Origin of the sequence: Bradyrhizobium ottawaense, from assembly GCF_002278135.3 — a bacterium.
GTDB lineage: Bacteria > Pseudomonadota > Alphaproteobacteria > Rhizobiales > Xanthobacteraceae > Bradyrhizobium > Bradyrhizobium ottawaense.
Window position 1 is genome coordinate 1,412,041 of the sequence record NZ_CP029425.2, and the last position, 26,054, is coordinate 1,438,094.

At 64.5% G+C, this 26,054-nt stretch carries 26 protein-coding genes and 1 tRNA gene; 10 read left to right on the forward strand and 17 right to left on the reverse strand.

Translation table 11 applies throughout. From position 1 onward, the window contains the following. The first annotated feature begins 220 nt into the window (after nt 1-220). Nucleotides 221-1,168 carry an alpha/beta fold hydrolase gene (locus CIT37_RS06725; protein ID WP_028140009.1) on the forward strand — a complete coding sequence of 316 codons (948 nt, stop codon included), beginning with the start codon at nt 221-223 and terminating at the stop codon, nt 1,166-1,168. 138 nt (nt 1,169-1,306) lie between these two features. Here the strand turns inward: CIT37_RS06725 and CIT37_RS06730 are convergent, their stop codons facing one another. Both CIT37_RS06730 and CIT37_RS06735 read right to left on the reverse strand, forming a co-directional pair. Beyond that, complete coding sequence (locus tag CIT37_RS06730; protein WP_095425186.1) at nt 1,307-4,069, reverse strand: di-heme-cytochrome C peroxidase; 2,763 nt, start codon at nt 4,067-4,069, stop codon at nt 1,307-1,309. 196 nt (nt 4,070-4,265) lie between these two features. Continuing rightward, nucleotides 4,266-6,062: an adenylate/guanylate cyclase domain-containing protein gene (locus CIT37_RS06735; RefSeq protein WP_095425187.1), complete on the reverse strand. Its 1,797-nt coding sequence runs from the start codon at nt 6,060-6,062 to the stop codon at nt 4,266-4,268. Nucleotides 6,063-6,311: 249 nt separating this feature from the next. Between CIT37_RS06735 and CIT37_RS06740 the strand changes: the two genes are divergently transcribed. Next, nucleotides 6,312-6,944: a LysE family translocator gene (locus tag CIT37_RS06740; RefSeq protein WP_028140012.1), complete on the forward strand. Its 633-nt coding sequence runs from the start codon at nt 6,312-6,314 to the stop codon at nt 6,942-6,944. A gap of 44 nt (nt 6,945-6,988) precedes the next feature. On the opposite strand, the gene CIT37_RS06745 is transcribed toward CIT37_RS06740, so the two are convergent. Then, nucleotides 6,989-7,741 (reverse strand): sulfite exporter TauE/SafE family protein, encoded by a 753-nt coding sequence (locus CIT37_RS06745; RefSeq protein WP_038972869.1) that lies wholly within the window; start codon nt 7,739-7,741, stop codon nt 6,989-6,991. A gap of 88 nt (nt 7,742-7,829) precedes the next feature. Between CIT37_RS06745 and CIT37_RS06750 the strand changes: the two genes are divergently transcribed. Beyond that, nucleotides 7,830-8,720, forward strand: coding sequence for a LysR substrate-binding domain-containing protein (locus tag CIT37_RS06750; RefSeq protein WP_028140014.1), 891 nt, complete (start codon nt 7,830-7,832; stop codon nt 8,718-8,720). A gap of 237 nt (nt 8,721-8,957) precedes the next feature. Here CIT37_RS06750 and CIT37_RS06755 read toward each other — a convergent pair whose 3' ends face one another. The 3 genes from CIT37_RS06755 to CIT37_RS06765 all read right to left on the reverse strand — a co-directional run bounded on the left by CIT37_RS06755 (nt 8,958) and on the right by CIT37_RS06765 (nt 12,148). After that, nucleotides 8,958-9,923: a Bug family tripartite tricarboxylate transporter substrate binding protein gene (locus tag CIT37_RS06755; RefSeq protein WP_038947571.1), complete on the reverse strand. Its 966-nt coding sequence runs from the start codon at nt 9,921-9,923 to the stop codon at nt 8,958-8,960. 19 nt (nt 9,924-9,942) lie between these two features. Continuing rightward, the gene (hisN, locus tag CIT37_RS06760) at nt 9,943-10,725 is read right to left on the reverse strand and encodes a histidinol-phosphatase (RefSeq protein WP_028140016.1); all 783 of its coding nucleotides are present in this window, start codon (nt 10,723-10,725) and stop codon (nt 9,943-9,945) included. 532 nt (nt 10,726-11,257) lie between these two features. Then, nucleotides 11,258-12,148: an N-formylglutamate amidohydrolase gene (locus CIT37_RS06765; protein ID WP_018316156.1), complete on the reverse strand. Its 891-nt coding sequence runs from the start codon at nt 12,146-12,148 to the stop codon at nt 11,258-11,260. A 326-nt stretch (nt 12,149-12,474) separates the two neighbouring features. Between CIT37_RS06765 and cpdR the strand changes: the two genes are divergently transcribed. Both cpdR and CIT37_RS06775 read left to right on the forward strand, forming a co-directional pair. Further along, on the forward strand, nt 12,475-12,834 hold the full coding sequence (gene cpdR, locus CIT37_RS06770; RefSeq protein ID WP_007597092.1) for a cell cycle two-component system response regulator CpdR: 360 nt from the start codon (nt 12,475-12,477) through the stop codon (nt 12,832-12,834). A gap of 75 nt (nt 12,835-12,909) precedes the next feature. Then, nucleotides 12,910-12,984 (forward strand) — tRNA-Val (locus CIT37_RS06775). A gap of 233 nt (nt 12,985-13,217) precedes the next feature. On the opposite strand, the gene CIT37_RS06780 is transcribed toward CIT37_RS06775, so the two are convergent. Continuing rightward, the gene (locus CIT37_RS06780; protein WP_244439186.1) at nt 13,218-13,532 is read right to left on the reverse strand and encodes a hypothetical protein; all 315 of its coding nucleotides are present in this window, start codon (nt 13,530-13,532) and stop codon (nt 13,218-13,220) included. Nucleotides 13,533-13,934: 402 nt separating this feature from the next. Here CIT37_RS06780 and CIT37_RS06785 point away from each other — a divergent pair, with 402 nt between their 5' ends. Both CIT37_RS06785 and CIT37_RS06790 read left to right on the forward strand, forming a co-directional pair. Next, complete coding sequence (locus CIT37_RS06785) at nt 13,935-14,171, forward strand: hypervirulence associated TUDOR domain-containing protein (protein ID WP_244611366.1); 237 nt, start codon at nt 13,935-13,937, stop codon at nt 14,169-14,171. A gap of 32 nt (nt 14,172-14,203) precedes the next feature. Next, nucleotides 14,204-14,752, forward strand: coding sequence for a DUF488 domain-containing protein (locus CIT37_RS06790; RefSeq protein ID WP_028140018.1), 549 nt, complete (start codon nt 14,204-14,206; stop codon nt 14,750-14,752). Nucleotides 14,753-14,780: 28 nt separating this feature from the next. Here the strand turns inward: CIT37_RS06790 and CIT37_RS06795 are convergent, their stop codons facing one another. Continuing rightward, on the reverse strand, nt 14,781-15,248 hold the full coding sequence (locus CIT37_RS06795) for an NUDIX hydrolase (protein WP_028140019.1): 468 nt from the start codon (nt 15,246-15,248) through the stop codon (nt 14,781-14,783). A gap of 85 nt (nt 15,249-15,333) precedes the next feature. Here CIT37_RS06795 and CIT37_RS06800 point away from each other — a divergent pair, with 85 nt between their 5' ends. Further along, nucleotides 15,334-15,876, forward strand: a complete 543-nt coding sequence (locus CIT37_RS06800; protein WP_244611368.1) for a RidA family protein — start codon at nt 15,334-15,336, stop codon at nt 15,874-15,876. Nucleotides 15,877-15,884: 8 nt separating this feature from the next. On the opposite strand, the gene CIT37_RS06805 is transcribed toward CIT37_RS06800, so the two are convergent. After that, nucleotides 15,885-16,976: an enolase C-terminal domain-like protein gene (locus tag CIT37_RS06805; protein WP_028140020.1), complete on the reverse strand. Its 1,092-nt coding sequence runs from the start codon at nt 16,974-16,976 to the stop codon at nt 15,885-15,887. Nucleotides 16,977-17,007: 31 nt separating this feature from the next. Next, the gene (locus CIT37_RS06810; protein ID WP_028140021.1) at nt 17,008-17,634 is read right to left on the reverse strand and encodes a LysE family translocator; all 627 of its coding nucleotides are present in this window, start codon (nt 17,632-17,634) and stop codon (nt 17,008-17,010) included. 186 nt (nt 17,635-17,820) lie between these two features. On the opposite strand from CIT37_RS06810, the gene CIT37_RS40345 reads away from it, so the two are divergent. After that, nucleotides 17,821-18,207: a hypothetical protein gene (locus CIT37_RS40345; RefSeq protein ID WP_488226037.1), complete on the forward strand. Its 387-nt coding sequence runs from the start codon at nt 17,821-17,823 to the stop codon at nt 18,205-18,207. Here the strand turns inward: CIT37_RS40345 and CIT37_RS06815 are convergent. From CIT37_RS06815 to CIT37_RS06830, 4 genes are all read right to left on the reverse strand, one after another. Continuing rightward, nucleotides 18,102-19,325 carry an ABC transporter substrate-binding protein gene (locus CIT37_RS06815; protein ID WP_038972873.1) on the reverse strand — a complete coding sequence of 408 codons (1,224 nt, stop codon included), beginning with the start codon at nt 19,323-19,325 and terminating at the stop codon, nt 18,102-18,104. The two genes, CIT37_RS40345 and CIT37_RS06815, sit on opposite strands and share 106 nt — an antisense overlap. 152 nt (nt 19,326-19,477) lie before the next feature. After that, nucleotides 19,478-20,407 (reverse strand): alpha/beta hydrolase, encoded by a 930-nt coding sequence (locus tag CIT37_RS06820; RefSeq protein ID WP_095425189.1) that lies wholly within the window; start codon nt 20,405-20,407, stop codon nt 19,478-19,480. A 259-nt stretch (nt 20,408-20,666) separates the two neighbouring features. After that, nucleotides 20,667-21,083: a DUF3606 domain-containing protein gene (locus CIT37_RS06825; protein ID WP_028140025.1), complete on the reverse strand. Its 417-nt coding sequence runs from the start codon at nt 21,081-21,083 to the stop codon at nt 20,667-20,669. Nucleotides 21,084-21,287: 204 nt separating this feature from the next. Beyond that, on the reverse strand, nt 21,288-21,857 hold the full coding sequence (locus tag CIT37_RS06830; RefSeq protein ID WP_038972863.1) for an alpha-ketoglutarate-dependent dioxygenase AlkB: 570 nt from the start codon (nt 21,855-21,857) through the stop codon (nt 21,288-21,290). A 79-nt stretch (nt 21,858-21,936) separates the two neighbouring features. On the opposite strand from CIT37_RS06830, the gene CIT37_RS06835 reads away from it, so the two are divergent. Continuing rightward, entirely contained in the window at nt 21,937-22,077 is a 141-nt protein-coding gene (locus CIT37_RS06835) for a hypothetical protein (RefSeq protein WP_018321489.1), read from the forward strand. Here CIT37_RS06835 and CIT37_RS06840 read toward each other — a convergent pair. From CIT37_RS06840 to CIT37_RS06850, 3 genes are read right to left on the reverse strand one after another with little or no spacing between them, the layout of a single operon-like run. Then, the gene (locus tag CIT37_RS06840; RefSeq protein ID WP_095425190.1) at nt 22,074-23,660 is read right to left on the reverse strand and encodes an ATP-binding protein; all 1,587 of its coding nucleotides are present in this window, start codon (nt 23,658-23,660) and stop codon (nt 22,074-22,076) included. The two genes, CIT37_RS06835 and CIT37_RS06840, sit on opposite strands and share 4 nt — an antisense overlap. Continuing rightward, nucleotides 23,657-24,361 (reverse strand): response regulator transcription factor, encoded by a 705-nt coding sequence (locus tag CIT37_RS06845; protein WP_038947561.1) that lies wholly within the window; start codon nt 24,359-24,361, stop codon nt 23,657-23,659. Before CIT37_RS06845 ends, CIT37_RS06840 begins: the two co-directional genes overlap by 4 nt. 12 nt (nt 24,362-24,373) lie before the next feature. Next, entirely contained in the window at nt 24,374-25,903 is a 1,530-nt protein-coding gene (locus tag CIT37_RS06850) for a DUF4153 domain-containing protein (RefSeq protein WP_161966341.1), read from the reverse strand. Nucleotides 25,904-26,054: the final 151 nt, after the last annotated feature.

The window sequence follows — 26,054 nt, forward strand, 5'->3', positions numbered from 1 at the left end:
GTCTAGTCCTCCATTGAGCGACTGTTGGGTAACCCGCCCGCCAATCGGGCCGGGCTTTAGTCTGTGTGCAGCCTGATGTTCCGGGTCCGAAACACTGGTAGCGGCCTGCACGAAGATGATATGGGTGGAACGAGACGGCGTTCAAGAGGGCGGCAATCAGCGCCTTTTCGGCGCTCCCGCCCCTTGATTTGCAGCACTTCGCGCCCAAGCACTTCCAATCATGACGCTGGTCTCGATCCCGTCCAATCCCGTCCCCGAAGACGTCGTCAGCGGTACCATCAAGACGCCCGATGGCGCCGAGCTGCGCTTTGCGCGCTGGGCGCCGCCGGCGAACCGCAAGGGCACCGTCTGCGTCTTCACCGGACGCAGCGAGCAGATCGAGAAATATTTCGAGACCGTGCGCGATTTGCGCGACCGCGGCTTTGCAGTGGCAATGATCGATTGGCGCGGGCAGGGCCATTCCTCGCGCCGCCTGCGCGACCCGCGCAAGGGCTATGTGCGCGACTTCTCCGATTTCGAGGTCGACGTGGAGGCGTTCGTGCAGCAGGTCGTGCTGCCGGATTGCCCGCCGCCGTTCTTCGCGCTGGCCCATTCCATGGGCGGCACGGTGATGCTGCGGGTGGCGCATGCGGGCAAGCGCTGGTTCGACCGCATGGTGTTGTCGGCGCCGATGATCGACCTGCCCGGCCGCACCACCTCGCTTCCGGTGCGTGCGCTGCTCAAGACCATGCGCCTGCTCGGGCAGGGGGGCCGTTATGTCCCCGGCGGCAGCGACCGTCTCACCGGGCTCGATCCCTTCATCAACAATCCCGTGACCAGCGATCCGGTACGCTATGCGCGCAATGCCGCGATCCTGGAGGAGGACCCGACGCTCGGGCTGGCATCACCGACCGTGGCCTGGGCCGATACCGCCTTCCGCGCCATGAACACCTTCAAGGGCAAGAACTACCCCTCGCAGATCCGCCAGCCGATCCTGATGCTGGCGGCCTCCAACGACGCGGTGGTCTCGACCGCGGCGATCGAGGAGTTCGCCTATCACTTGCGCGCCGGCTCCCACCTCGTGATCGCCGGCGCCAAGCACGAGATCCTCCAGGAGCAGGACCGCTACCGCTCCCAGTTCTGGGCCGCCTTCGACGCCTTCGTGCCGGGCACGCCGTTGTTCAAGTGAGGAAAGAGCGCGTCATCGCGCTACAAACTTGTCATGCCCGGGCTTGTCCCGGGCATCCACGGACTTCGGTTCGGCGAGACAAGAACGTGGGTGGCCGGGACAAGCCCGGCCATGACGAGACGAAGAACTCTGGTCGCGTTAAAGCGTCTTCAGATACTCGATCAGATCGTAGCGCTCGTTATCGTCCTTGAACATGCGGCCGATGACGCCATCGCGCTTCGGTTCGCCTTCCTTGCGCTCGAAGGAATGGCCGAGCACGCTGTTGCCCTGGATCGGGTCCTTCTCCGATCCCGCCGAGAACTGCGTTTCGCCCGTCTTGCATTTCTCATCCGCGGTCACCGCAAAGCCGACGGTCACGGGATCATAGTCGCGGCGGCCCATGCAGAATTTGGTCGGGCGCTCGTTCGCCGGCTTCAGCAACCAGAACAGCGAGGGCACCGAACCGTTGTGCAGGTAAGGTGCGGTAGCCCAGATGCCGTTCAATGGCCGCGCCCGATAGCGCGGGTCCGGCGCCGGATTGAGACAGTTCTTGCGGGCGAGATTCCACATTTTCGCCCGTTCGCCCTCCGGGACCTTCTCGTCGTCCATCCATTTGCGGGCGACGAGGTCGACCACCGTCATGAGGCCGAGCGCATAGACCATCTCATTGGGCGATTTGCTCGCGGTGGGGATGTCGCATTGCCACCATGTCTGGAGGTCGGCCGTATTCACCTTCAGGAAGCCGGGCACATCGACGATCCTGTTGCTGAGAACAAGGGACTGTTCGGGATCCGTCTTGATCTCCTTGAGGGGAATCGTGACCGCGTTCAGCACCTTGCTGTCGCCGCTCGGCTCCCAATGCTTCGATGACCAGAAGGCGGGCGTGTCGATGGCCGGAAGGTGGCACCCGGAGCACATCTCGGCATAGATGGCGCGGCCGCGCTCGACGCGATCGGGCTTCAGCCGCCATGCATCGCCGAGGATTTGCGAGGGCCATTGCGGCGCCAGCAGGCCGCCGAATTTCGGATCGGCGGAGGGATCGGCCGGCTTGAACGGATCGGGGCCTCTCAGCATGTCCTCGATCCAGCCGAGTGTCCTGATGTTCACCGAGGACCGCCACAGCCGGTCCTCCGGATAGGCGTCGGACAGGTTGAGCAGTGCGGTCACGCCGAGCGCTTCGCCGGCATTGCGAATTAACGGCTGCTCGATCGATGCGTCGTACTGGGCGAATTTGAACCAGGGCACGGTCCAGATCGCGGGGTAGCTGACCGGGGCATCCTGGGCATGCAGGTTCTTCTCGAAGCCCTTGACCCCGCTCAGCGCGAGATCCTGCGAGAAGACCTGGTTGCCGATGCGATTGAGAGCGTCGAGGCGGCCGAACCCTTCCTCCGTGTCCTGCTGCTGCCTGCCGTTCCAGGTCTTCTTGCTTTCAACCGTCTTTTGCTGGGTTTTCGCCCAGTCGATCAGGAACGTGCCGATCGCGCTGAGCTTCTGCTTGAGCGCGGCGCGGTCCGTCTTGCTGGCATCGGGGCCCAGCACGCGGTCGGCAAAGCGCTGGAAGCGGAACGGGACATACAGGGTGTAGGCGATCGACAGGCCGGTCGAGAGCTCCAGCTTCTTCAGGTCGGTCATGGCCGGGCCGCCGTCGAAGCGCACGTCCACGCCCTGGTAATGGATCTGCCCGGTATGGCAGGCCGCGCAGGTCAACCCGATCTTGTCTTCCTCGCGACGGCCGGTCGCGGGATCGACGACGCCGGTCATCCGCGCGAAGCCGACCGGCAGGCCGTCGACGTTCTCCACTGGCGTCCATCTGGTCGACCAGTCCGGCACCTGCGTCGTCTCATAGACATTGGCGTAACCGAAGCGGCGCAACGTCGTCGTGTCGGTCTGGATCGACTGCGGGCTCGGGATGAAGCCGAAGCCTTCGAGATAGGCGCTCTCCTTCATCATGCCGGGTTTCGAGAACAGATGAAGGCGTGGCTGCTCCAGCGCCATGAACCATTCATAGGGCACGGGGAAGGTCGCGGTGCCCTGGCTGGCATGATGGAACCAGTGCCGGTCCTTCAGCGACCAGTTCTGCTCGAGCCAGAAGGCCGCCTTCGTCTCCGGGACCGCAGGCAAGGGCGGCGGCAAGAGATTTACGAGAATTCCCTTCTGCGGCAGCATGGCGCGAACCTGATTGGGGAATTCGGCGACCGCGACGAGGGCAACGAGGCCGACGGCGATCAGCAAGGCCGCAAGCTTGAGGGCGCCCCGCACCACGCGCTGGCAGGTCGATAGCACCGGCGGGACCAGCCGCTGGTTGATGCGCGCAGGAAATTGGCGCTCGTTGAACAGCGTGCGCACGTCGGCAACGCTGAGATAGCGATCCTCGCCCGTGCCCTTGCCGATGATCTTCAGGAGGATCGGCCATTCGAACTTCATCAGCAGCGGGTAGTACCAGCGCGCCGCGCTGCCGGCGCGTTTGAGGTTGTCGCGCATGAAGATGTCGATTTCCGAGGCGTTGAGGCCCAGCTCGGAGCCGCCGTTCGGATCGGTGTAAGTCCGGCCGAAACTCGCGAACCGCGCGATCTCGTCCTCGTTGACCTTGCCGTCGACGCCGAGGATGCGCGAGCCGGCACCGCGCTTGTCCAGCGGGCCGCCGCGCAGCGCATCGAGCTGCGCGCCCGAAAAGATGCTCTTGAGGATGTGACCGAGACCGTTGGCGATGAGCGCCACGCCGCGGACCTGGAGCCTAGCAGACGCCTTCTTCAGCCCGGTTTCGCCGGTCGCGTTCGCGATCGTCTCCGACAGCTTGCCGAGCGGGACAGTGCCGCCCTCGACAAAGCCCTCGCCGACGAGGCCGCGCAGGAATGGGCAGGGATTGTTCGGCGAGACCTGGATCGAGGGGGCGAACGGCGGTTTCGAAGCGGGGTCATGCATGGCCCAAAATCCTGAAAACAGCGAATCGTGAAATGAGGCGCCGATCAAGCGCGGAAAGTCCTAACAAACCGACAGCAGACTATACTACTTCAGCGTGTGGCGAAGTGTGGCCGAATTCACTGTCCTGTCAACAAGTGCAGGCGGGGTCTCGCCAAAGACCTAAGGGAACGGCTGCGGGGGGACCGTGGCCTGCCGGTCAGGACTCGGCGGCGCGTTTGACGTCGCTCTGAACCAGGGTCAGCTTGCCGAGCGGCACGCCGGCCTTCAGCAGTCCCTCGCGATAGTGGGCGAGGTCCTCGGGCCGCTTCCAGTGGAAGTTGCGCAAGTGACGATCGACATTGAGCGTCGGGTAATTGCCCATCAGCACGGAGGTCGCTTCGCTCGCCTCGGCGGTCCGGCCCAATTGTGCCAGGGCCGCGGCGCGGATTGCCAGCGCCTGCATGTGGTTGGGATTGATGTAGAGCTGCTCGCGCGCCCATGACAGGGTCGCGTCATATTGGCGCAACAGATAATGACTGAAGGCGTTCAGCGCCGCCCATTGGTAGCGCGGGTCGCTGTTGTCGCGCTGCGCGGCCATCGAAAACATCTCGATCGCCTCCCGGTGCTCGCCGATGACGAAATGGCAGATGCCGAGCACGCCGCGCGCGCCCATGTCGTAGGGATTGAGCGCGACCGCGCGCTTGGCCGCGTCCATCGCCGCCTCGTAATGCCCTTCCATGGCGTGCGCCCAGGACAGGATCGAGAACGCAAAGGACGAGCGCGGGTCGAGCCGAACGCTGGTTTCGGCGAGGTTCATCGCCTCGGCCCACATCTCGCGCGTGCCCTTGACCCAGCCGAACTGGATGCTCTGGATCTGGATCGTGGCGAGATAGGCGTGCGCGATCGACAGCTTGGGATCGACCCTGATGGCTTCCCGGAACAGATCGACGGCGGCAGTCAGGTCCTCCTCGGTCTGTCGGTAGTAATGCGACAGCCCCTTGAGGAAGCGATCCCAGGCGGTGACGTCCGTCGAGAGCCGCGCGGGCGCCGAGGCTTCGGCGCGGACGATCTCGGTGGCGATGGCGGCGGACAAATTGGTCGTGATCTCGTCCTGCATCGCGAAGAAGTCGCCGATGTCGCGGTCGTAACGGCCGGTCCAGAGCTGCTCGCCGGTCTCCGGGGCGATCAGCTCGGCGGTGACGCGGATCTTGGCGCCGGCACGCCGCACCGAACCCTGGATCAAATAGGTGGCGTCGATCTCGCGCGCGATCAGGCGGGTGCTGGTGTTCCTGCCCTTGAAGGCGAAGGTCGAGTTGCGGCTCAGCACGCGATAGAAGGATTGCAGCGAAAGTGCGTGGATCAGATCCTCGGTGAGGCCGTCGGAGAAATACTCGTCCTGGGCATCGCTGAGATTGGCGAACGGCAGCACGCCGACGATCGCGGTGCGGTACTGTTGCGAGAGGGCGGACGCCTCCCGGAGCTCGGGGGCGAGCGCCGGTGCACCCTCGGGCGTCCAGGTCCAGACCCCGATTGCATCCTTGATGTTCTTGAAGCGATGATTGCCGGCATCGACCAGCGGCACGCTGAGATGCTTGCTCGCCTCCTTGTAGGCCTTGGCCGAGATCGCAAAGCCGCCGGGACTCGCGACCGACTCCAGGCGGACGGCGATGTTGACATCGTCACCGAATACCTCGTCCTCATCGGCGATGACGTCGCCCATGTGGATGCCGAGGCGGAACTGCATGGCGCGGTCGGCCGGCAGATGGTGGTTGCGCTCCGCCATCAGCGTCTGCATCGCGATCGCGGCCTCGGTGGCGCCGACGATCGAAGGGAACTCCAGCAGGAAGCCATCGCCGGTGTTCTTCACGACGCGGCCGCCGTGATTGAGGATGATCGGGTGGATCGCGCTGCGATGGGCCTTGAAGGCGGCATGGGTGCCGGCCTCGTCGCTGCCCATCATGCGCGAATAGCCGGCGACATCGGCGCAGACGATGGCGGCCAGACGTCTTTCCATATCCCGGAAGCTCCAAGGGATCGTGAAGGGATCGAGAAGGGATCTGGGACTGGCCACGGCGTGGCAAGTCGACGCGAATCCCGCATTTCAAGAACCTTGCCTTTATAAAGCAGATGTGGCCGAGCGGAAGCATGATCCGCATTGCAAATTCGAGGTAAATCCTCCGCAATCCCGGCGGTGGACGGCGGCCGCCGAACCGACTAAGCGGAATTGCGACCGCCGGAACGGGCGGCAGGGGGGCACCTTTGCATGCTGGGCATTCACGAAATCGGGCTCTTCATCCTCTCGGGCGTGCTGCTCAACATCACGCCGGGGCCTGACTCCGTCTACGTCATCGGCCGCAGCATGCAGATGGGCTGGCGGGGCGGCGCCGCGGCCGCATTCGGCATCAGTTGCGGCTGTTTCGTCCATGTCGCGGCCGCCGCGATCGGGCTTTCGGCCCTGCTGATGGCCTCGTCGACCGCCTTCTCGATCCTGAAGCTGGTCGGGGCGGCCTATCTCGTGTTCACCGGGCTTCAGATGCTGTGGTCGCGCCCGGTGCTGGCGGCGGCGATCGACGAGCCGGTGCGGAGCTCGCTTCGGCGGGTCTTCCTCCAGGGGGTCTTCACCAACGCGCTCAATCCCAAGGTCGCGCTGTTCTTCCTGGCTTTCCTGCCGCAATTCGTCGCGGCCGATTCACCGCACAAGCCGCTCGCCTTCCTGACGCTCGGCCTGATCTTCATCTCTACGGGCACGCTGTGGTGCCTGGTGCTGGCCGCGTTCGCGGCCAAAGCCGCCCACCGCCTGCGCGAGTCCGAAGGCGTGATCGCCTGGGTCAACCGCGCGCTCGGCGGCCTCTTCATCTATCTCGGCATCCGCGTCGCCATGCTGGAGACGCGATAGGCTCATTCGAACGAATGATGCGGGCAGCGTAGGGCGATCTTCCCTCAAACGAATTCCTTCGCCAGCGCACTGCCCGCGAGATAAAGGCCGAGCAGGATCATCGCGATCAGGAACCAGCGGCGGAACGCTTCGGCCGGCATCCGTGCTCGCACCGACTGTCCCACGAACATGCCGGCAAAAGCCATCGCCATGCCCACCGCGCCCGGCACGACATTGGCTGGCGTCAACAGCCCAACGGCCGTCAGGTTGAAGGCGAGCGCCAGTGTCGCCGTCGTGAAGAACACGCCGAGCGCCTGCACCAGCTCGTCCTTCTCCATGCCGATTGCCTGCATGAACGGCATCGAGGGGATCACCTGCACGCCGGTCGAGGCCGAGATCACGCCGGTGACGACACCGACCACGCCGCCGACCCATTTCTCGTTCTGCGGCGCCACGCGGAATTGGAACTTGTTCAGACCGATCACGGCATAGATGACGAGCAGGACGCCGAGCACGATCGTGCCGTAGCGCGCATGCGGCCCGGTCAGCGCGCCGGCATTGAGCCAGCATCCGATCACGGTGCCGATCATCAGCGGCCACAGCCGCTTCAGGATGTCACGCAGATACGGGCCGACGAAGGTCTGCCAGATGTTGGTGACGATGGCTGGCACGATGACGATGGCGATCGCGCGGCTGGGCGTCATGCTCACCGCGAGCAGGCCCATGGACACCGTCGGCAGGCCGAGCCCGACCACGCCCTTGACGAATCCGGCGATCAGGAACACGGCGGCGATGACAATGAGAAGCGGGTCGATCATGTCGGCACATTGACCGAAGCCGCGCGGGCGCACAATCTGGAGGTTACGGAGTAAGCCTTCGCTCTGAACGAAGGCTGGGAGATCTGCCATGCGTTTTGACCTCGTCGACCTCCAGCTCTTCATCGCGGTCGCCGACCAGCGCAGCATCACCCGCGGCGCAGAGCGGTCGCACCTGGCCCTGGCCTCGGCCAGCGCGCGCATCAAGGGGCTCGAGGACGCGCTCGGCGTCGCGCTGCTCAAGCGCGGGCGGCGCGGCGTCGAGCTGACCGCGGCCGGCGAGAGCCTGCTCGATCATGCCAGGCTCGTGATCCACCAGATCGATGCCATGCGCGGCGATCTCGCCGGTTTTGCCAGCGGCGTGCGCGCCAGCGTGCATTTCCTCGTCAACACCTCGGGCCTGTCGGAACATCTGCCGAAGGCGCTGGCCGGTTTCCTGCGCGAGCACCGCGACGTCGCCATCGACATCGAGGAGCGCGAGAGCACCGACATCGCGGCGGCGATCACCGCAGGCGCCGCCGATCTCGGTTTCGCCGCCGAGCACGCGCTGCCCGACCATATCGAGCGCTTCGTGTTCAGCGAGGACCACCTGACATTGGTGACGTCGCGGCGCGGCCCGTTCGCGGGTCGCCGCCAGATCGATTTTCAGGAAGCCGGCAGTTGCGACTTCGTCGGGCTCACCAGCGCCACCGCGCTCCAGATGCACATTTCGAAGCACGCCGCCCGGCTCGGCATGCGCCCGCATTACCGCGCGCGCCTGCGCGACTTCGATGCGATCTGCCAGATGGTCGCCGCCGACGTCGGGATCGCGCTGGTGCCGATATCCGCCGCCCGCCGCTGCGCAAAACTGATGCCGCTCGCCATGGTCCGGCTACGCGATGCCTGGGCCAACCGCAAGCTCGTGATCTGCGCGCGCAGCTTCAAGACGCTGCCAAGGCCTGCGAAGATGCTGGTGGAGCATCTGCGGGCAGAGGCGGTGTGAGCAGTTGGTTGCTGCGCTAGTGTGAGGCACGCCCCCGCAGCGAGCAAACTGCGCTCCCTCCCCCCTTGTGGGGGAGGGCGGGGGAGAGGGGTAGTCCAGGAACAGGTGCCTCTGTCGTGAAGAAGAGAGATCGATGGGGTCCCCGTGTGGCCCCCTCTCCCTAACCCTCCCCCGCAAGGGGGGAGGGAACGCACCTGTCGCGTTGTGAAGGTGGTGCTTACCCAGCGAAAACGCGAACTACTTCGCCGTCTCCACCCCGGCGTCCTTGATCACCTTCGCCCACTTCCTAGTCTCGTCCGCGATGAATGACCGAAAGTGCTCCGGCTCGTCGCCGACCAGCGTCGCGCCTTGCGCGGCGAGCTTCTCCTTCACCGCGGGATCGGCCATCGCCTTCGTCGCCAGGGCGTGCAGCGCCGTGACAATCTCCTTCGGCGTGCCCTTGGGCGCCACCATGCCGTACCAGTTCTCGACGCGCAGATCGGGAAAACCCGCTTCCGAAAGAGTCGGCACGTCAGGTGCGGTCGGGGCGCGCTCTGCCGAGCCCATCGCGATCGGCCGCAGCGCGCCGGCCTTGACCTGCGGCAGCAGCACGGGGAGATCGAGAAACGTCATCTGCACCTGCTGGCCCAAGAGATCGTTCACCGCGGGGGCTGCGCCGCGATAGGGCACGTGGACGATGTCGATCTTCCCCGTCAGCTTGAACAGCTCGCCGGCGAGATGTGGCAGGCTGCCGGGGCCGGACGAGGCGAAGTTGAGCTTTCCCGGCTGCGCCTTGGCCAGAGCGATCAATTCGCCCATGTCCTTGGCGGGCACGTTGGTGGCGACCACGAGCATCTCCGGCACCGTCGCAACCAGCGTCACCGGTGTGAGGTCGCTCAAGGTGTCGTAGGCGACTTTCTCCATGCTCGGGCTGATCGCGAGCGCGCCGGCTGAGGAGATCGCTATGGTGTAGCCGTCGGGGGCGGCCTTGGAGACCGCATCGGTGCCGAGCACGCCGCCCTGGCCGCCGCGATTGTCGATCAGCACCGGCTGCCCTGACAGCTCCGACATGCGCTGGCCGATGACCCGCGCGATGATGTCGTTGGGCCCGCCGGCCGGAAACGGCACGATCAGCTTGATCGGCTTGGCCGGGAAATTCTGAGCGGACGCCACTGATGGCAGCAGCAGCAATAATCCAAGAAGAAGCCTGCGTGAGATGGTCATGCAAGCCTCCGCTCGCGTGTTATTGGTTGAGCAGCTTCAGTGCTTCTTCGTGAACCCTGGCATCCCCGGCCGCGACGATGCGGCCGCCGCCCTGGGCCGGCTTGCCTTCCCAGGTGGTGACGACGCCGCCGGCGCCGGTCACGATCGGGATCAGCGCGGCGATGTCGTAAGGCTTCAGCTCGGTCTCGACCACGAGATCGACGTGGCCGGCCGCCAGCATGCAATAGGAGTAGCAGTCGCCGCCATAACGCGACAGACGCGCGCCCTTCTCGATGCGGCTGAAAATGGCGCGGTCGCGCTCGTTCATCAGGAGCGGGCTGGTGGTGTAGGTCGTGGCTTCCGAAAGCGAGGCGCAGCGGCGAACCTGGAGCCGGCGCTCGCCGGACGGGCCCTTGTAGTTGGCCGAACCGTTGTCGCCGGAGAAGCGCTCGCCGATGAAGGGCTGGTGCATCATGCCGTAGACCGGCGCGCCCTTGTGCAGCAGTGCGATCAGCGTCCCCCAGATCGGAAAGCCGCCGATGAAGGATTTGGTGCCGTCGATGGGGTCGAGCACCCAGACATAGTCGGCCTCCTCGCGCTCATTGCCGAATTCCTCGCCGACGATGCCGTGCTGAGGGAAGTTGGCCTTGATCAGCCGCCGCATCACCGCCTCCGCGGCGCGGTCGGCCTCCGTGACGGGGTCGAAATCCTTGGTCTTGCTCTTGTCGTCGATCGACAGCGAGGTGCGGAAGAACGGCAGGATGGTTTCGCCGGAGGCGGTGGCGAGCCGTCCGATGAAGGCGGAAAAGTCGATCACCGTCACAGGCCGAATCCTCAAAGCGAAGGTTGGAGGGAGCTCCCTCTTGCCTAGCTCAATTCGCCTCCCGCGTGCAGCGCTGTCTTGATCTTGCACCCTGGTATTTTGGATGCCGAAGGCCGCTGCCCCATCCAAGTCATCTGCTGGCCAAATATCGATCACAGAGTTGAAAACTTAGTTCCGAATATGCCTTGTTCGTATGCAAATGGCTATCAACCCATTGAAATTCCTTATCAAAGAAACTGAATCTGGGTTTCCATAGAAGCAATTGAGCCATGTGCGTATTGCATGGGAAATGGCTCAAAAGCCCTTGCACTTTGTGCGGCGCGGTCGCATATTGTTGCGGTGCGGTAGCGCTTGGCGTTACCGCTGCCCTCCTTGGGCGTTTCCTCCCTAGACTTGGGCCGCTTGCGTCATTCGCGAGCGGCCCTTTTTTCTTTGGGCCTGTCGTTTTCGTTTCAAGGTGCGCAGCGAAAGCGGAGCGAAGACGCGTTCGCCCGATCACAGACAATACGATTTGACGAAGAAAAGCCGGCGCCTATTCTGCCGCGGCCTGGAACGGGCCGAGATCGCCGAACGGAATCGTGGTCGCCAGCACGTCGGCGAGAACGCCGAAGTCGGACGCCACTTGCGCAAAGCGTGCACTCCGCTCGCGCCGCCGCTCGTCCATGTAGATCGCGCGGTTGAGCTCGAGCTGCACCGCGTGCAGGCCGCTCGCGGGATTGCCGTAATGCTCGGTGATGAAGCCGCCGGCATAGGGCTTGTTGCGGCCGATCGAATAGCCGAGCCCGGTCATGGTCTCCTCGACCCGGTCGGGCAGAAGCGGGGTGCAGCTTGTGCCGTAGCGGTCGCCGATCACGACGTCGGGCCGGCGCGGCTCGTCCCTGCTGACGCCGACCGAGGGCATCGAATGGCAGTCGACCAGCACCACGGTGCCGAACATCTGGTGCACCTTGTTGATCAGCCGGCGCAGCGCGCGGTGGTAGGGCTTGTATAGCGTCTCGATCCGCCCCAGCGCATCGTCGACCAGGATGCGGTCGCGATAGATCTCCTGGCCGTCGCCGACCACGCGCGGAATGGTGCCGAGGCCGCCGGCGACCCGCATCGAGCGGGTATTGGCAAAGCTCGGCAGCCGTCCGCTGAACATGCGGGGATCGAGCTCATAGGGCTCGCGGTTGACGTCGACATAGGAGCGGGGAAAGTTGACCCGCACGGTCGGAAAGCCGCGCTCGCTCAAGTGGCCGATCAGCTCGTCCATGAAGGAATCTTCGGACCGCCGCAGCGTCGGCAGGTCGATCCTGGACGCCGCGAGGAATTCGTCCGGATAGGTCGAGCCGGAATGGGGCGAGTTGAAGATGACAGGCGCGCGCCATTGCGCGGGCTCAACGATCTCGAAGGCTGGCGACACCTCGCCGTCAAACCGGGTCATCTTCTCAGGCTTCGTCCCTTAGCGGCAGGATCCGGGCCTCGGATCGAATTGATTCGGCCGATCGATGCGGCTCTTATGTGTCGTCATTGTCCGGAATCGCAACCATTCTGCCAAGCGAAAAGATGTGATTGGCGCTGGAACATGTCTTAACCGTGTGGGCAGGGAAGCGGGGATGCGCCGGCGGCTCGATTGATTCGAGCGGCATTCCGGTTCACAAGGAGCCGGCAGTGCAGCCGGCTTGGGGTTAAGATTTTCACCCCAAATTTACCCTCTGTCCGGCTTAGTAAGCTCTGCTGATATCCTCTGGGGATTCGACGTTTCCTGCCATGCCAAAAATCCTGCTCGCCGAAGACGACAACGACATGCGCCGTTTCCTGGTCAAGGCGCTGGAAAACGCCGGTTTTCAGGTCTCGTCCCATGACAACGGCATGGCCGCCTATCAGCGGTTGCGGGAAGAGCCGTTCGAGATGCTGCTCACCGACATCGTGATGCCGGAGATGGACGGCATCGAGCTCGCCCGCCGGGCCTCGGAACTCGACCCCGACATCAAGATCATGTTCATCACCGGCTTCGCTGCGGTCGCCCTGAACTCGGATTCGGACGCCCCCAAGAACGCCAAGGTGCTGTCCAAGCCCGTGCATCTGCGCGAATTGGTCAGCGAAGTGAACAAGATGCTGGCGGCCTAAATCGGCCCCGTTCCGTCCTTGCACAGGGTCCCCTCGTCCGTTATAGGGACCCCACCCGATGCAAGTGGACTTTTAGGGCACGTAGCTCAGCGGGAGAGCACTACCTTGACATGGTAGGGGTCACAGGTTCGATCCCTGTCGTGCCCACCATCCTTCGATCGCGATAGCGAGAGAAGGATGCCGCGCCGAAGCCCAAAGGGCGCAGGCGGGCTGCCGCCGCGAGCTTCGGCTCGGCAAGCCACGATCTCCGTGCGAAGCGTGTCCGGCGTAGCTCGAAGAGCGGAGACGGACTGGCGCGTCTTGCTCGGTTTCCCTGGACAGCCCGTAGCCGGGATGGAGCGAAGCGCAATCAGGGATGCCCCTCCAGAGGCCCATCCCGGCCATCACTTCAGTTCCGTGTTCGCCACCGGCAGGATGGAGGCGACGTGCCAGCCGGTCGCATCCTGAACGTAGGTCTGGCTGATCAGAAACGTATTTTGTTGCGACGGCTTGCCCGGAAGGCCGCGTGTGAAAACGATGGGAACGAGGATCTGCATCACCTCGTTCGAGATCACCGCAACGTGGAATTCCGACATGTTGGGCTCGAGGTGCCAGGTGCCCTCGTAATACGCCTTGAATTGGGTGGCGACCGCATCGCGGCCTCTCGTCTCGATGCCCCTCGCAAACAACAGTGTGCCGGGCGAATTCCAGAGCATCATCTTCACATCGTCCGCATCATGCGCATTCTGCGCGGCGATGAATTTTTCGAAGATGTTTCTTGCCTCCGCGTCATTTGCGGCAGCTTGCGCGCCTCCTGCTGGCCAGAACGCTGCGGCGAGGAGCAGCGCTGCGGTCGCTGCCGCAGCACGACGACGACATCGCGCAAAGGGCCGCGGCCTGATGGAGCCTCGAGACATCTCGGAAGGGGGCATGGTCACCTCTCGTTTGAATGTTGGTCGTAATATCATCAATCGCCTCGCCGGCCTTTCAGGATCGCGCGATCCGCGGTCGCCGCTGCATCACGTCTTCGTTGCCCACGCCTTGGTGGATTGCCGCAGGGATTTAGCCTGCCCTCGCGCGGTCGGGGGCTGCCCCCTGGAACAGGCCGGTGCTGCCGCGCATTGATCGGCCATGTCCAAGACCCCCGGAAAAAGGTTTGCGTCGGCGACCACGTCAGCTGGAATTCCGAGGCCGGCCGGGTGCGCGGCCATATCCTGCGCGTGCACACCGCCGACGTCGATTACAAGGGCTACGTCCATCACGCTACGCCCGACGATCCGCAGTACGAGATCAGGAGCGACAAGACCGATCACGTCGCCCTGCACAAGGGCCGCGCATTGCGGTCGTTGAAAAGCTGACGGCCCGCGAGCCGGGCGGTCGAGGTGTCACCATGGCTCATCCGTTCTTCACCATCGGCCACGCCACACGATCGATCGAGGAATTCGTCGAATTGTTGCAGGGCAGCGCGGTCACCTTCGTGGCTGACGTTCGGACCGTGCCCCGCTCCCGTACCAACCCGCAGTACAATCGCGAGACCCTGCCGCAATCGCTCGCGGCTGCTTCGATCGGCTACGAGCACATTGCCTCGCTCGGCGGCCTGCGCAGCCGCAAGCGCGAGGTGCCGCGCGAGACCAACGCCTTCTGGCAGAACGTCAGCTTTCACAATTACGCCGACCACGCGATGGGCGCGGCCTTTCACGAAGGGCTCGCACATTTGCGCGCCGTCGGGCAGGTGCAGCGCTGCGCCATCATGTGCGCGGAAACATTGTGGTGGCGATGTCACCGTCGGATCATCACCGATTACTTGCTCGCGGCGGGCGAGACGGTGTTCCACATTCTGGGGCCGGGGCAGGTCAAAGAGGCCGAGATGAATCCGGCTGCGCGGGGCGTTCCCGAAGAGCGTCTGGTCTACCCGGCGGAAAATCAGCCAATCGCGTAAATCCCCGGCGTGGAGCTAGCCAACGCCGTCAATCGGGCTGGCTCGCCGGTTGGAGCAGCACATCCTTCAACCCGGCCGGATAAAGGCTCGGTCCGCCGTCCACGTCGAGGTCGGCAAGGTCGAACCAGCGCGCGACGATCTGCTCTCCATTGTCCTCGAGGAAGTCGAGGCGATCCCGGTCGGCGAAGGCGCCGTCGGGAAACTCCACCTCGCAGATGAACATCACCTCGTGCCCGGTTGCGTCCTCGTGCATGAAAATGTTCTCCAGCACCAACGGCTCGCTTGTGATGGTGACGTCGATGCCGAGCTCCTCGTTGAACTCGCGCATCAGCGCAGTGCGCCAGCTTTCGCCGAATTCGATCTCGCCGCCGAGCGGCCGAACACCCTTGATCCGCCCGGCATCGTCGCGAATTTCGGCCGCCAGCAGGCGCCCGTCCCGCCAGTGCAGGCCGATCGCGACGACGCGGATGTGGGGATGCGGGCGCCAAATGGTCATAGCGGATCGTTATCGCGCGCGCCGCCGTGGTGCAATGCGTGGGGCGAGCTCCGTCGGGCCGGATGAGGCTTCGCAGCCTTGATCCATGACTCGCCGCCTGCCATTGTCCGGTTATCCACCACGGCAACGAGCCGGTGCGATCGAGTTATGGCGTGCGGCGAAATGCGTCGCTTCGCCGGATGTGAAGCAAAGGCAGGCTATTGAGATGAGCAGCGTGAACAAGCCCGGCGGCAACTATTTGCCGGTGATCATCCATGGTGGACTTGCCTATGTCAGTGGCCAGCTGCCGCGTCGCGGCGAAGACCTGCTGTATGTGGGCAAGGTGGGAGCAGGCGTCGATATCGCGGCCGCACAAGAAGCTGCCGCCCTTTGCGCTGATCTCTGCATTTCCGCCATCAATCACGCCACAGGCGGAGAGGACCGGATCGTCCAGGTCCTGCAGCTCGTTGGATACGTCGCTTCGGCACCTGGATTTACCCAGCAGTCGCAAGTCATGAACGGTGCCTCCGATCGGCTGATCGAACGCCTCGGCCAGCGCGGTCGTCATACGCGGACGTCCGTCGGTGTCGCCGAGTTGCCGCGAGGGGCGCCGGTCGAGCTGAACATGATTGCCGCTGTTCGGTCATAGCAAGCAGCCTATCCAACGAGATATTTGGCAACTGCCGCCTCGTCCCACGCAATCCCGTTGCCGGGCTCCTCGCTCGGCAGCGCAAAGCCGTCCTTGATCTTCAGTCGCGTCGAAAGCACCGCGTCGGCCCAATCGACATATTCCAGCCAGTGCGCGGTCGGCGTCACGCAGAGCAGATGCGCGCTGACTTCCGAGAACAGATGCGTCGACATCTCGATGCCGGCGGCATGGGCGAGCGAGGCGGCGCGCAGCCAGCCGGTGACGCCGCCGATGCGCTGCACGTCGGGCATCACGTAGTCGCAGGCCTCCGCCGAGAACGCTGTTTGCATCGAAAAGGCGCTGTCAAAATTCTCGCCGATCTGGACCGGCGTATGCAGTGCGTCGGCAATGCGGGCGCAGCCGGCATAATCGTCGTGGCGGATCGGCTCCTCGATCCAGCTCAAGCCCTCGTCGTCGAGCATCTCGCCGCGGCGGATGGCTTCGGTCACCGTCAGTGCCTGGTTGTAGTCGCACATCAGCGTCACCTCGTCGCCGACGGCCTTTCTCACCGCGCGGACGACGGCGAGATCCTCCCGCGCATCGGGCCGGCCGACGCGGATCTTGGCGGCCTGAAACCCCTCGGCCAGCAGCTTGTGCGCCTCCTCGACGGCGGCGCCCGCCGGCATGATGCCGAGCCCCTTCGAATTGTAGGCCTTGACCGGCTTCGGCGCGCCGCCGAGAAGCCGTGCCAGCGGCAGGCCCTTGCTGCGGGCGAGCGCGTCCCAGGCCGCCATGTCGATGCCGGATTGCGCCAGCCGCTGCAGGCCGGCGAGGCCAAGCAGGGTGAAGCGCTGGGTCAGCTTGCGCTCGATCTCGACCGGCAGCAGCTCGTCGCCGGCAAGCAAGTCTGACATTTCCGTGACCATCGCCGTCAGCGGCTTCAAGGCCGATGGCGTGATCGAGAACAGATAGGCGTGCCCGCGAGCGCCCTGGTCGGTCTCGCAGTCGATCAGCACCAGCGGGGCCCTGGCGACAGCGCCGGTCGAGGTCTGCAGCGGCAGGCTCATCGGCACGATCACGGGCCGCGCATGGAAGCGTTTGATGCGGATGGTCTCGGTCATGAATCTCTCCGGGCGGGATGGAACGATCGGGCTACTTTTGCTGCAAGGCCATGCGAACGCCAAGACCCAGGTAGATCGCCCCGATGACGCGGCCCTGCCAGCGGCCGATGCTGCGATGACGGGTGAGCCAGCCAGCGACTTGTCCGGCAACAAGTGCGATCAACGCGGTGTAGATCGCGCTCATGATGACGAAGATGAGGCCAAGAATTGCAAGCTGGGCAACGACGGAGCCCTTCTCGGAATGTACGAACTGTGGGAGAAAGGCCAGGAAGAAGAGCGCCGTCTTCGGGTTGAGCAGTTCGGCCAGCACGGCCTGCCGGAAGGCGAGCGACGCGTCGACCAAACGCGACTGCGCCAACTTGATATCCTCGCCTCTTTCCATAAACGCGCGGATGCCAAGATATATGAGGTAGGCAGCGCCGGCGTACTTCACCAGGCTGAAGGCGAGAGCCGAGGTCATCAGCACCGCCGACAATCCGAGCGTAGCCATCGCGGTGTGAAGCAGGTCTCCAGTAGCGATGCCAAGACCGGTGGCAATTCCGACGCGATGCCCGCCCACAGACGCGCGCCCGAGCACCAAGAGGACGGCGGGACCCGGAATGAGAAAGAGGCCGAGAACCACCGCGATATAAGTCAGCAACGTGTCGAACTGGATCATGGTGAGTTCCGGTCTGATTGTCAGGAGCTCAAACCAGCCAGACCCGGTCTCTCAATGCAAGTCCTCGATGCGGCATAGGCTCCTGGTTCTCAGAGCTGTCTCCATCAGCCGCGAGGTGATTCCCTATTCGGTCGACGACGCTGAACGACGCGGCTTCCCGAGCCGGATTATCCGGCCGAAGCCGCGGTGCGCCAGGTTCGCTCCAACGGCGAGATCAAATGGCGAGGCGAGCTCATTCACATTTGCAGCGCTCTCGTTGGTGAAGCCGTTGCCGTCGAGGAGACCGAAGACGGATCCTGGCAAGTGCGGTTCTCGACGTACCGATCGGCATCATCGACCAGAAAACGCGCAAGCTGCGGCGCAGCGCCAGCGCCGCGCCGCAGCCGACCAGATCATGAACGACTGTTACCCATCCATCCGGTCTGTTTTGTTACCTATCCATCCGCTGGACGGCGTTCAGGTGGGCCTCACCTCGCCGCCCCCTCCGTGAACGCCGTCTCGATCACCTCACCAAAGGGCTGCCACGAGCGGCCGTCGAACTGCACGAGCCGCATCTGCCTGATCGGCAGATAGTTGTTCGGCGAGGTATTCATCCTGATGTTGGGCAGCGCGACGGAGGGGTTGTAACCCCTCAGCGAAGCCGCCTGACGCATGATGTTCTCGCGTGACAGGTCGTCGCCGCATTGCTTCAGCACCTGCGTCAACGCCTCGGCCGCGGCGTAGCCGTAGACCGCTGCGCTGTTGTTGGTGCTTTCGACCTGATGGTACTTGTCCATGAAGGCGAACCATTCCCTCATGGCAGGATCGTCTTTCCAGGCGGGGTCGCTCGGGTCCTTCAGGAAGGCGGCCGAGATCACGCCGGCCGAATTCTCCAGGCCCGCGGGCGCCATCGCATTGGCGATCGAGGCGGAGGTATCGTTGACGATGAAGACCGGGCGCCAGTTGAGCGAAGCCGCGAGCCTGATCACCTTGGATGCCGTCGACGGCACGCCCAGAAAGACGAAGATATCGGCACCCGCGCGTTTGAGGATCGAGACGTGCCCGTCGAGGTGCTCGTCGCCGATGTCGAAGGCGATGTCGACGAGGACATGGCGGTTCAGATCGCCAAGTCCGTCCTGGATTCCCTTGTAGAGCATGCGTCCGAACTGGTCGTTCTGCCAGAGCACGACGATCTTCTTCCTGGGATAATAGGCCTGAATGTAGTTGGCGTAGATGCGCCCCTCCGACCGGATCGACGGCTGCCAGCCCATGGTCCAGGGGAAAGCCCTGGCCTGGCTCAGCTCCTCGTCGCCGGAGGCGACGAAAAGCTGCGGCACCTTCTTCTCGTTCAGATACCAGCGGGTGGCGAGATTGCCGGGCGTGCCGAACGATCCGAACATCAGGTGCACGTCGTCCTTCTCGACCAGATTGCGCGTCAGCTCCAGTGCGGTCGACGGATCGGAATTGTCATCGCGCGTGATGAAGCGGATCTTGCGGCCATTGATGCCGCCGCGCGCGTTGACCATGTCGAAATAGGCGGCCTCCGCCTGACCGATCGCGCCGAATTCAGAGAGCGCTCCCGAATACGGCATGACATTGCCGATGCGGATTTCCTTGTCGCTTGTGGGTTGGTCTGGGCGTTGCTCGGACATCGCGCCAAGCGACGCGAGTGCGGCGATCAAAACGAACAGCAGTCTGCCGGTGACGCGCATGCTCGACACCTTGTCGTTGGCCCCCAACGAGGTCGGCTCAGTCCGCACCAAGGCGAGTTGATCTAGATCAGGCGTTTGGCAATCGTGTGGCCTGGCAGCCCGCTTCAATACAGCGCAGGCCCGTACGAAGTGGCAGGCGTGCTGACACGCCGCTACGGCAGCCCCCGCGCTTCCAGCTGATGCACCAGCAGCAGGGTCGGTTCGGCGAGGCTGTCGCCGGAGCCATCCAATCCGAAGGCGGAGGCGATGCCGTCGCGACTGCGCAGCAGCGCGCTGCGCGGACAGTGGCCGGCGCCGCAGAGCGTCTTCTTTAAGGTCTCGCCCTGCGTCACGAGGCCAGGGGAATCGTCCGCGGCCCAGGCCAGCACGATCGGCACATCGACATTGAGGATGCCGGGGAATACCGAGCGCGCGTTGTACTGGCTGGCGTCACCGCCGAGATAGGCCTTCTCGCTGTCGCTGGCGTCCTTGCCGGCCCGGTAGATGCCGGACACCAGCACGACGGCCGCGACATCGGCGCGGTCGGCCTGGAGCTCGGGATGCGCCAGCAGGGTTGCGACATGGAATGCGCCGGCGCCGTAGCCGACCGCGACGATCTCGCGTGCGTCGCCGTTGAACAGGTCGATATTGCCGTGGACCCAGGACAGCGCCGCCGCCACATCGGTCGCTCCCATCGGCCAGGTTGCTGCGGGTGCCAAGCGATAATTGACGCGCACCCCGATCATGTCGTTGCGGGCGGCAAAGCACATGACCTGGTCCTGGATCTGGCGCGACAGCTCGGGCGCGGCGCGGTCGCCGGTGAAACTGTCGCCGGCCACGAACAGCAGTACCGGCCGCGGCGTATCCGCCTTGGTCGTGCTGGCGGCAACGTCGAGCACATTGGCCTCGTTTTCGCCGTAGCGCAGGCCCCGCGAGAAGGTGACCTGCTCGCACAGCCGCGCGGTGCCGCCGGCGGTGGTGTCGGAATCGGTCAGGCCTGTCAGGATGAGGTCGGAGGGCGGCGTCAGCCGCGCCGGCAACGGGCCATGCGCGGATGCTGTCGTGATGGTCAGAAACAGGAAAAAAGCGAGATAATTCTTCATTTGGTGCCGGCCTTTGCGCCCCCCATATTGGTTCGCCGGTTTGGCCTGTCTTTTCAATTCGCCTTATTCGTCCGCCTTGAGGCGATTTCACGGCACCTTTGTTCGGCGACAGCAAGGCGACCATCCCGAAAGCCCCACCGTCGTCGTGTGCGAGATTTTCGGCTGGCGCCCGGCCGCCAGCGGCCCCCGGTCGCACTGGCGACGACGTGGCCCATGTGAGGACAGGTTGCGGCCCCCCGCATCCCTGGCTTCCGAGGTCTCAGGCGGCGCTCTTGCGCCTGGCTGCCTTCTTCGTCGTCTTCCTTGTCGTCTTCCTGGCCGATTTCTTCTTTGCCGTCTTCCGGGCGGCGAGATAGGCCTCGACCTTCCTGGAAGAATGGCCGGCCGCGGCGACGGCAGCCTTCAGCTTGGCCGGGGTGATCTTGAATCTCTTCGACCAGTAACGGACCTCATAGGCCTCGCTCAGCGCGATCCGGCTCTTGTCGGAGGCGCGGTGCTTCTGGAGCTTGATATACGCCTCGACCTTCTTGGCGGAACGGCCGACCTTCTTGACGGCGTATTTCAGCTTGGCCGGGGTCACCTTGAACTTCTTCGACCAGTAGGCGACTTCATATTTTTCCGTGAGCGCAATCAGCGCCCGATCGGCCCCGCCGCGCTTTGCCTTGTTGTCGGCCATGCTTCCCTCCTGCCGCGGAATGCGTGCCGCCAATCTAGCATGCAACCGGATTCGGAAGGCAAGACGCAAGCCGTGCGGTGATTGCGCAAGGCGGCGGTTTTGCACCGATGTGTCAAACCCTTGTGCGGCGCCGCCGCGCCTCGGGCGGAACGGGCGTTTTACTTTGCATGGGGTTGTTTCGCATTTTTTGTCTGGCCGGCCGCGTTACGCCCGCTTCATCGTCCGGAACGTGATGGAGTAACGGCGCGCCTCGACCGGCGGGATACTGTGCTCCCATTGCGAGCGCGCCTCGCCTTCCATCATGTACAGCGAGCGCGGCTGGGCCTCGCGCGTGTGGCGCTGCCATTTGTCGCCGCTGCGGCGGCGGAAGCGGAAGTTGCAGGCCGAGCCGAGCGACAGGCCGAGGATCTTGTCGAAATGCGGCTTGTCGCGGTGCCAGCCGATGCCGACGCCGGCCTCATACTCGGTGCAGAGCACCTGCCGGACGCTGGCCTCCGGCAGCTTCGCCCAGGCCTCGGCCTGACGCGCGACGGGCAACAGCCAGTCCGGAATCGGCTCCGCCTCGGCCAGCCGCTGCAGCGTGTAGTCATAGCGATAGCCGAACGACGCCACCCGGCGGTTGCCCTCGAACGCCCCGAACTGGAAACGCTCGAGCGGCAATGCTGCGATGCGGCCGATCAAGGCCTGCTCGACGGCGGCTTCGATAAAATTGTCCATGTAGCGAAGGCCGGTCGGGCCTTCGTCAGGGACGGCGAACAAGCCAAGCTGCGTCATTCCTCGCATTTCCGTGATGGAACCTAATGGCGGCTGATGCGACTTACATATGACGCGGGAAGAAACGTGCGAGGCTGTCATGGCACACAAACATACCGCCGATCCGGCAGAGATCATGCGGGCGACCGGTCATCCTGAGCTGGAATATGCCGCCGGTTGGACCATCGCTGGTCTCGTCACCATCGGCACCATCGTCGCCGCCTGGGTGTTCGCGATCTAGACCGCAGGGAATTGCAGCTCGAAGGCCGCGCCCTCGTCGGTCGGCTTGAGCCTGATCGAGCCGCCATGGCTCGCCATCACCGCGCGCGCGATCGCAAGCCCCATCCCGGTGCCCCCCTGGTCGCGGCGGGTGGTGAAGAACGCATCAAAGATCCTGTCGCGGTTCGGTGCCGAGATCGGCTCGCCGTCATTGCTCACCGTCAGACGCAAGGTCGTGCGTTCGTCCACAGCCTCCAGCCTGATTGTCCCAGCCTTGTGCCGCATCGCGTTGTCGGCGAGATGCGACAGCACGATCAGTGCCTTTTCACCGGACATGCCGATGGGGCGGTCGAGGCTGCCGCTGGCCTCGATGGAGCTGGCCGGAAACCTGTTCCTGAGGTCGGCGATCACGGGCGCCAGCTCCGTGCGCTCGTTCTGCGGCAGGCTCTCGGCGCGCGCCAGATCGCGCAGCCGCTGCGCCATCGCTTCCAGCCGCTGAGTGTCGGACAGGATGTTGGCGATGAATGTCTTCTGCTCGGCCGGCGTCAGTCCGTCTGACCTGCCTTGATAGGAATCCTGCAGCAGCTCGGCCGCGCCCTTGATCGAGGTCAGCGGCGATTTCAGCTCGTGGGTGAGATGGGCCGAGAACGTCGCGATATAGTCGGAACGTCGCGCCAGCTGCTCGGCCATGCCGAGGAAGCTGTGCGAGAGCTGGGCGAACTCACGCGTGCCGTAATGCCGAAGCGGCTGGAAGGCCTCGCGGTCGCCGCGGCCGATCCGCGCGGCGCGGTCGATCAGCTCGCGCATCGGCAGGGTGATGGTGCGCGAGAACACGAGGCCGATCGCGATCGTGCCGAGGATCACGGCGAGCCCCGCCAGCACGAACTTTGCCCGCTCCTGGTAGAGATGGTCGAAGATGTTGCTCGGCGTCCGCGTGGTGTAGATCACGCCCGCGACGCGGTTGTTGACGATCACCGGCATTGCCGAGAACACGTGCACGCCGAGGCCGCGGCTGAAGGAATAGATCGGGGGCGGCGGCTTGTCCGGCACGCGGTTGCGCAAGGTGGCCCGATACTGCCCGTGCAGCGCGTCGGCGACCTCCTCGATATGGGCGAGCGATTGGCCGACCTCCTGCCGCCCGGCGATAACGACGCCTTGCGGATCGAGGATACGAAAGCCCGCCAGCGTCACCTTCTGGGTCTCGCGGATGATCGGCGACAGTCTTGCGCCGATCTCGATATAGGCCGCCTGCGCCGGATGAGGCGCGGCCTGCGCATCCGGTCGCCGCCGCAGCAGATCGTTGGCGGTGAGGTCGAGCGCGGGGCGGATCGGGGTGACCTGGTCGCCGGGGTCGGGCAGCACGTTCGGCGGCACCTCGGCGCCGAGCGTCAGGCCGCTGTCGAGCCTGGCCGTGACCTCCTGCGCATAGATCGTCGCCAGCACGCGGCTTTGCGCGATCAGCTCGGCCTGGGTCTGACGGATCAGCTGGTTGTCGTAAAGGCGGAAGAAGAACAGGCCGACCAGCGGCAGCACGCCAACGGTGGTCAGCACCGTGAAGATCACGAGGGCGAGCGAGGGCCGCCATTTGTCGGGCGCCGCGCTCATGCCGCTTTCTCGCAGCGGCCGAGCTTGAAGCCGACGCCGTGGATGGTCTCGATCACGTTGTCGCAGGCCAGCACTGCGAGCTTGGCGCGGATGTTGCGGATGTGGCTGTCGATGGTGCGGTCGGAGACCTGGATGTTGAGCTGATAGGCCGCCCGCATCAGCTGCTCCCGGTTGAACACCGAAGTTGGCCGGGTCAGGAACGCGCGGAGGATGCCGAACTCGATCGCGGTCAGCTTCAGCGGCGTGCCGGCGAAGGTCGCGACATGCTGCTCGGGATCGATCAGCAGGCCGCCTTGCGACAGCGCGGCCGGGCCCGCCTTGGCCTCGCCATTGCGCGGGCTGAGCCGGCGCAGGATGACGTTGACCCGCGCCACCAACTCGCGTGGGCTGAACGGCTTCGTCACGTAGTCGTCGCCGCCGATCTCGAGACCGAGGATGCGATCGATCTCCTCGTCGCGCGCCGACAGGAACAGGATCGGCACGTCGGACGCCTTGCGGATCTCGCGGCAGACATCGAGGCCGTCGAACTCGGGCATGCCGATGTCGAGCACGATCAGATCGGGCCTGTCGGCGGCAAAGCGGCTGAGCGCCTCCTTGCCGTCGCGGGCCTCGATCACGTCCATGCCGGCCTTCTTCAGCGCAACGCGGATGACCTCGCGGATATGGCCTTCGTCGTCGACGATGAGAATGCGATGCGCCAAGAAAGTCTCCGCTCACCCTGCCGGCCGGCTGCCGGACTGATCTTTCGCCTGCGCGTCCAGCCTGCGCTGCAGCCGCCAGCTCCGAAAGCCCCAACTCCGCCAGGCCAGATCCTGGCGCTGCAGTTCTACAAGGCGGTCGCGTCGGGACACAAGACAGTAGCCTCGTGCCGAAAGATCGCTGCCCTTCGCGTTCGCCAGGAGTTCAATGGCCTTGTCGATCGCAGGCAGCGCCTGCGGCCCGAGCGAGAGGAGATAATTGGTGTCGAGCTGCACGCCTTTACCTGAAGCTTCCTTGCTGTGCGCCACATTATAGTCGGCAATGAAGGCGTCGAAGTTCACCAGCGCGCAGCCATACAGCACGATCGCGAGCGCGGTCAGATTGACGCCCACGAGCCAGCCGTTGGACCGGCCGAGCGCGATGCGGGCGACGATCAGGAGCAATCCGAGCGCCACCAGCCCCATCCAGATGAAGGCCGCGATCCGCCAGTAAGTCAGCATGTAGATATCGACATACAGGTCGAGGCGAAGGATGGAGGAGGCGACGAGAAGGACGTTCTGGCCGACCCAGAGATAGACCAGCGGCCGGATCACCGACGATTTCTCGGCCGGCCCGCCCGGGCGCATCGCCACCAGCACGAACGCCGCGGCGAGCAGGGCGGTTACGATCAGCGGATAGGCGCCGCGATGCGCATAGCCCGCATAGGTCAGATTGTCCGGCAGCGCCATATGGCCCCAGAGATAGATGCCGTCGAGAATGGACTGCGCCGCGAACAGCAGGTTGAACAGGATCAGCGAGCGCAGGATGGTGGAGGGACCAAGAAACTCCGCCGAGACCAGAGGCGGGAGCGGCGGCGGCACAGGTCCGTCCGCGACGGCGGTGGTGACGATCGTCTTGCGCCGCCAGCGCACATGGATGAACGGCCAGACCAGCGCCAGCATCAAGGCCCAGAAAAGTACGCGCGGGATGCTGATATATTGGAGGATGAGTTTCGGATTGAGCATAAACACCCATTGCTCGATCACCGGATTGGCCGCGGCGAACAGCGCGACGAAGACCGTGCTGAGTGCTGCAGGGAGCAGCCAGCGCGCGATGCCGCGGGTCAGCGCCGACGCGTTGAACACCTGGGGCGCATCGAGGAAGAACCTGATGGGCCCGAGCAGGACGAAATTGCGCAGCGCGCGGACGCGGTCGGCGAGCCCGGTCGCTTCCGGATTGGTCGCCAGCAGCAGGGCGATAAGCAGCGCCGCGCCGAGGATCAGCAACGAGAGCGCGTTGAGCTCCTCGACGGCCGGTGCGAGGCCGGCGATGAGAATGGCTGTGCCGATCAGGGCGCGCCGCAGGTTTAGGGCCGCGTGATTGAAGAGCACCGACACGCCGGCGAGCGCGATCGCAAAGAGCGTCAGCGACAGCCCGATTCGCTGGCCGTAGAACAGCCAGTCGGCGAGTGCGGCCAGCACCAGCGCGAGACCGAGCTTGGCCGGGATCGAGGAATGACCGATCGGCTTGATTTCCTCTACGATCGTCGAAGCCAGGCTCGTCATGTCCAGAAGACCTTTCGTGATGGGTGGCATCACGAAGTCTGAACGGTGCTTGTGCAGAAGCCGGGATCATCGTCTGCACGGTTTCAGGAGTCTTTTGCAGATTTCGTGCAGGCACGCGTTTGCCTCTCGCGGAGCGCAAATCGCTTTGATA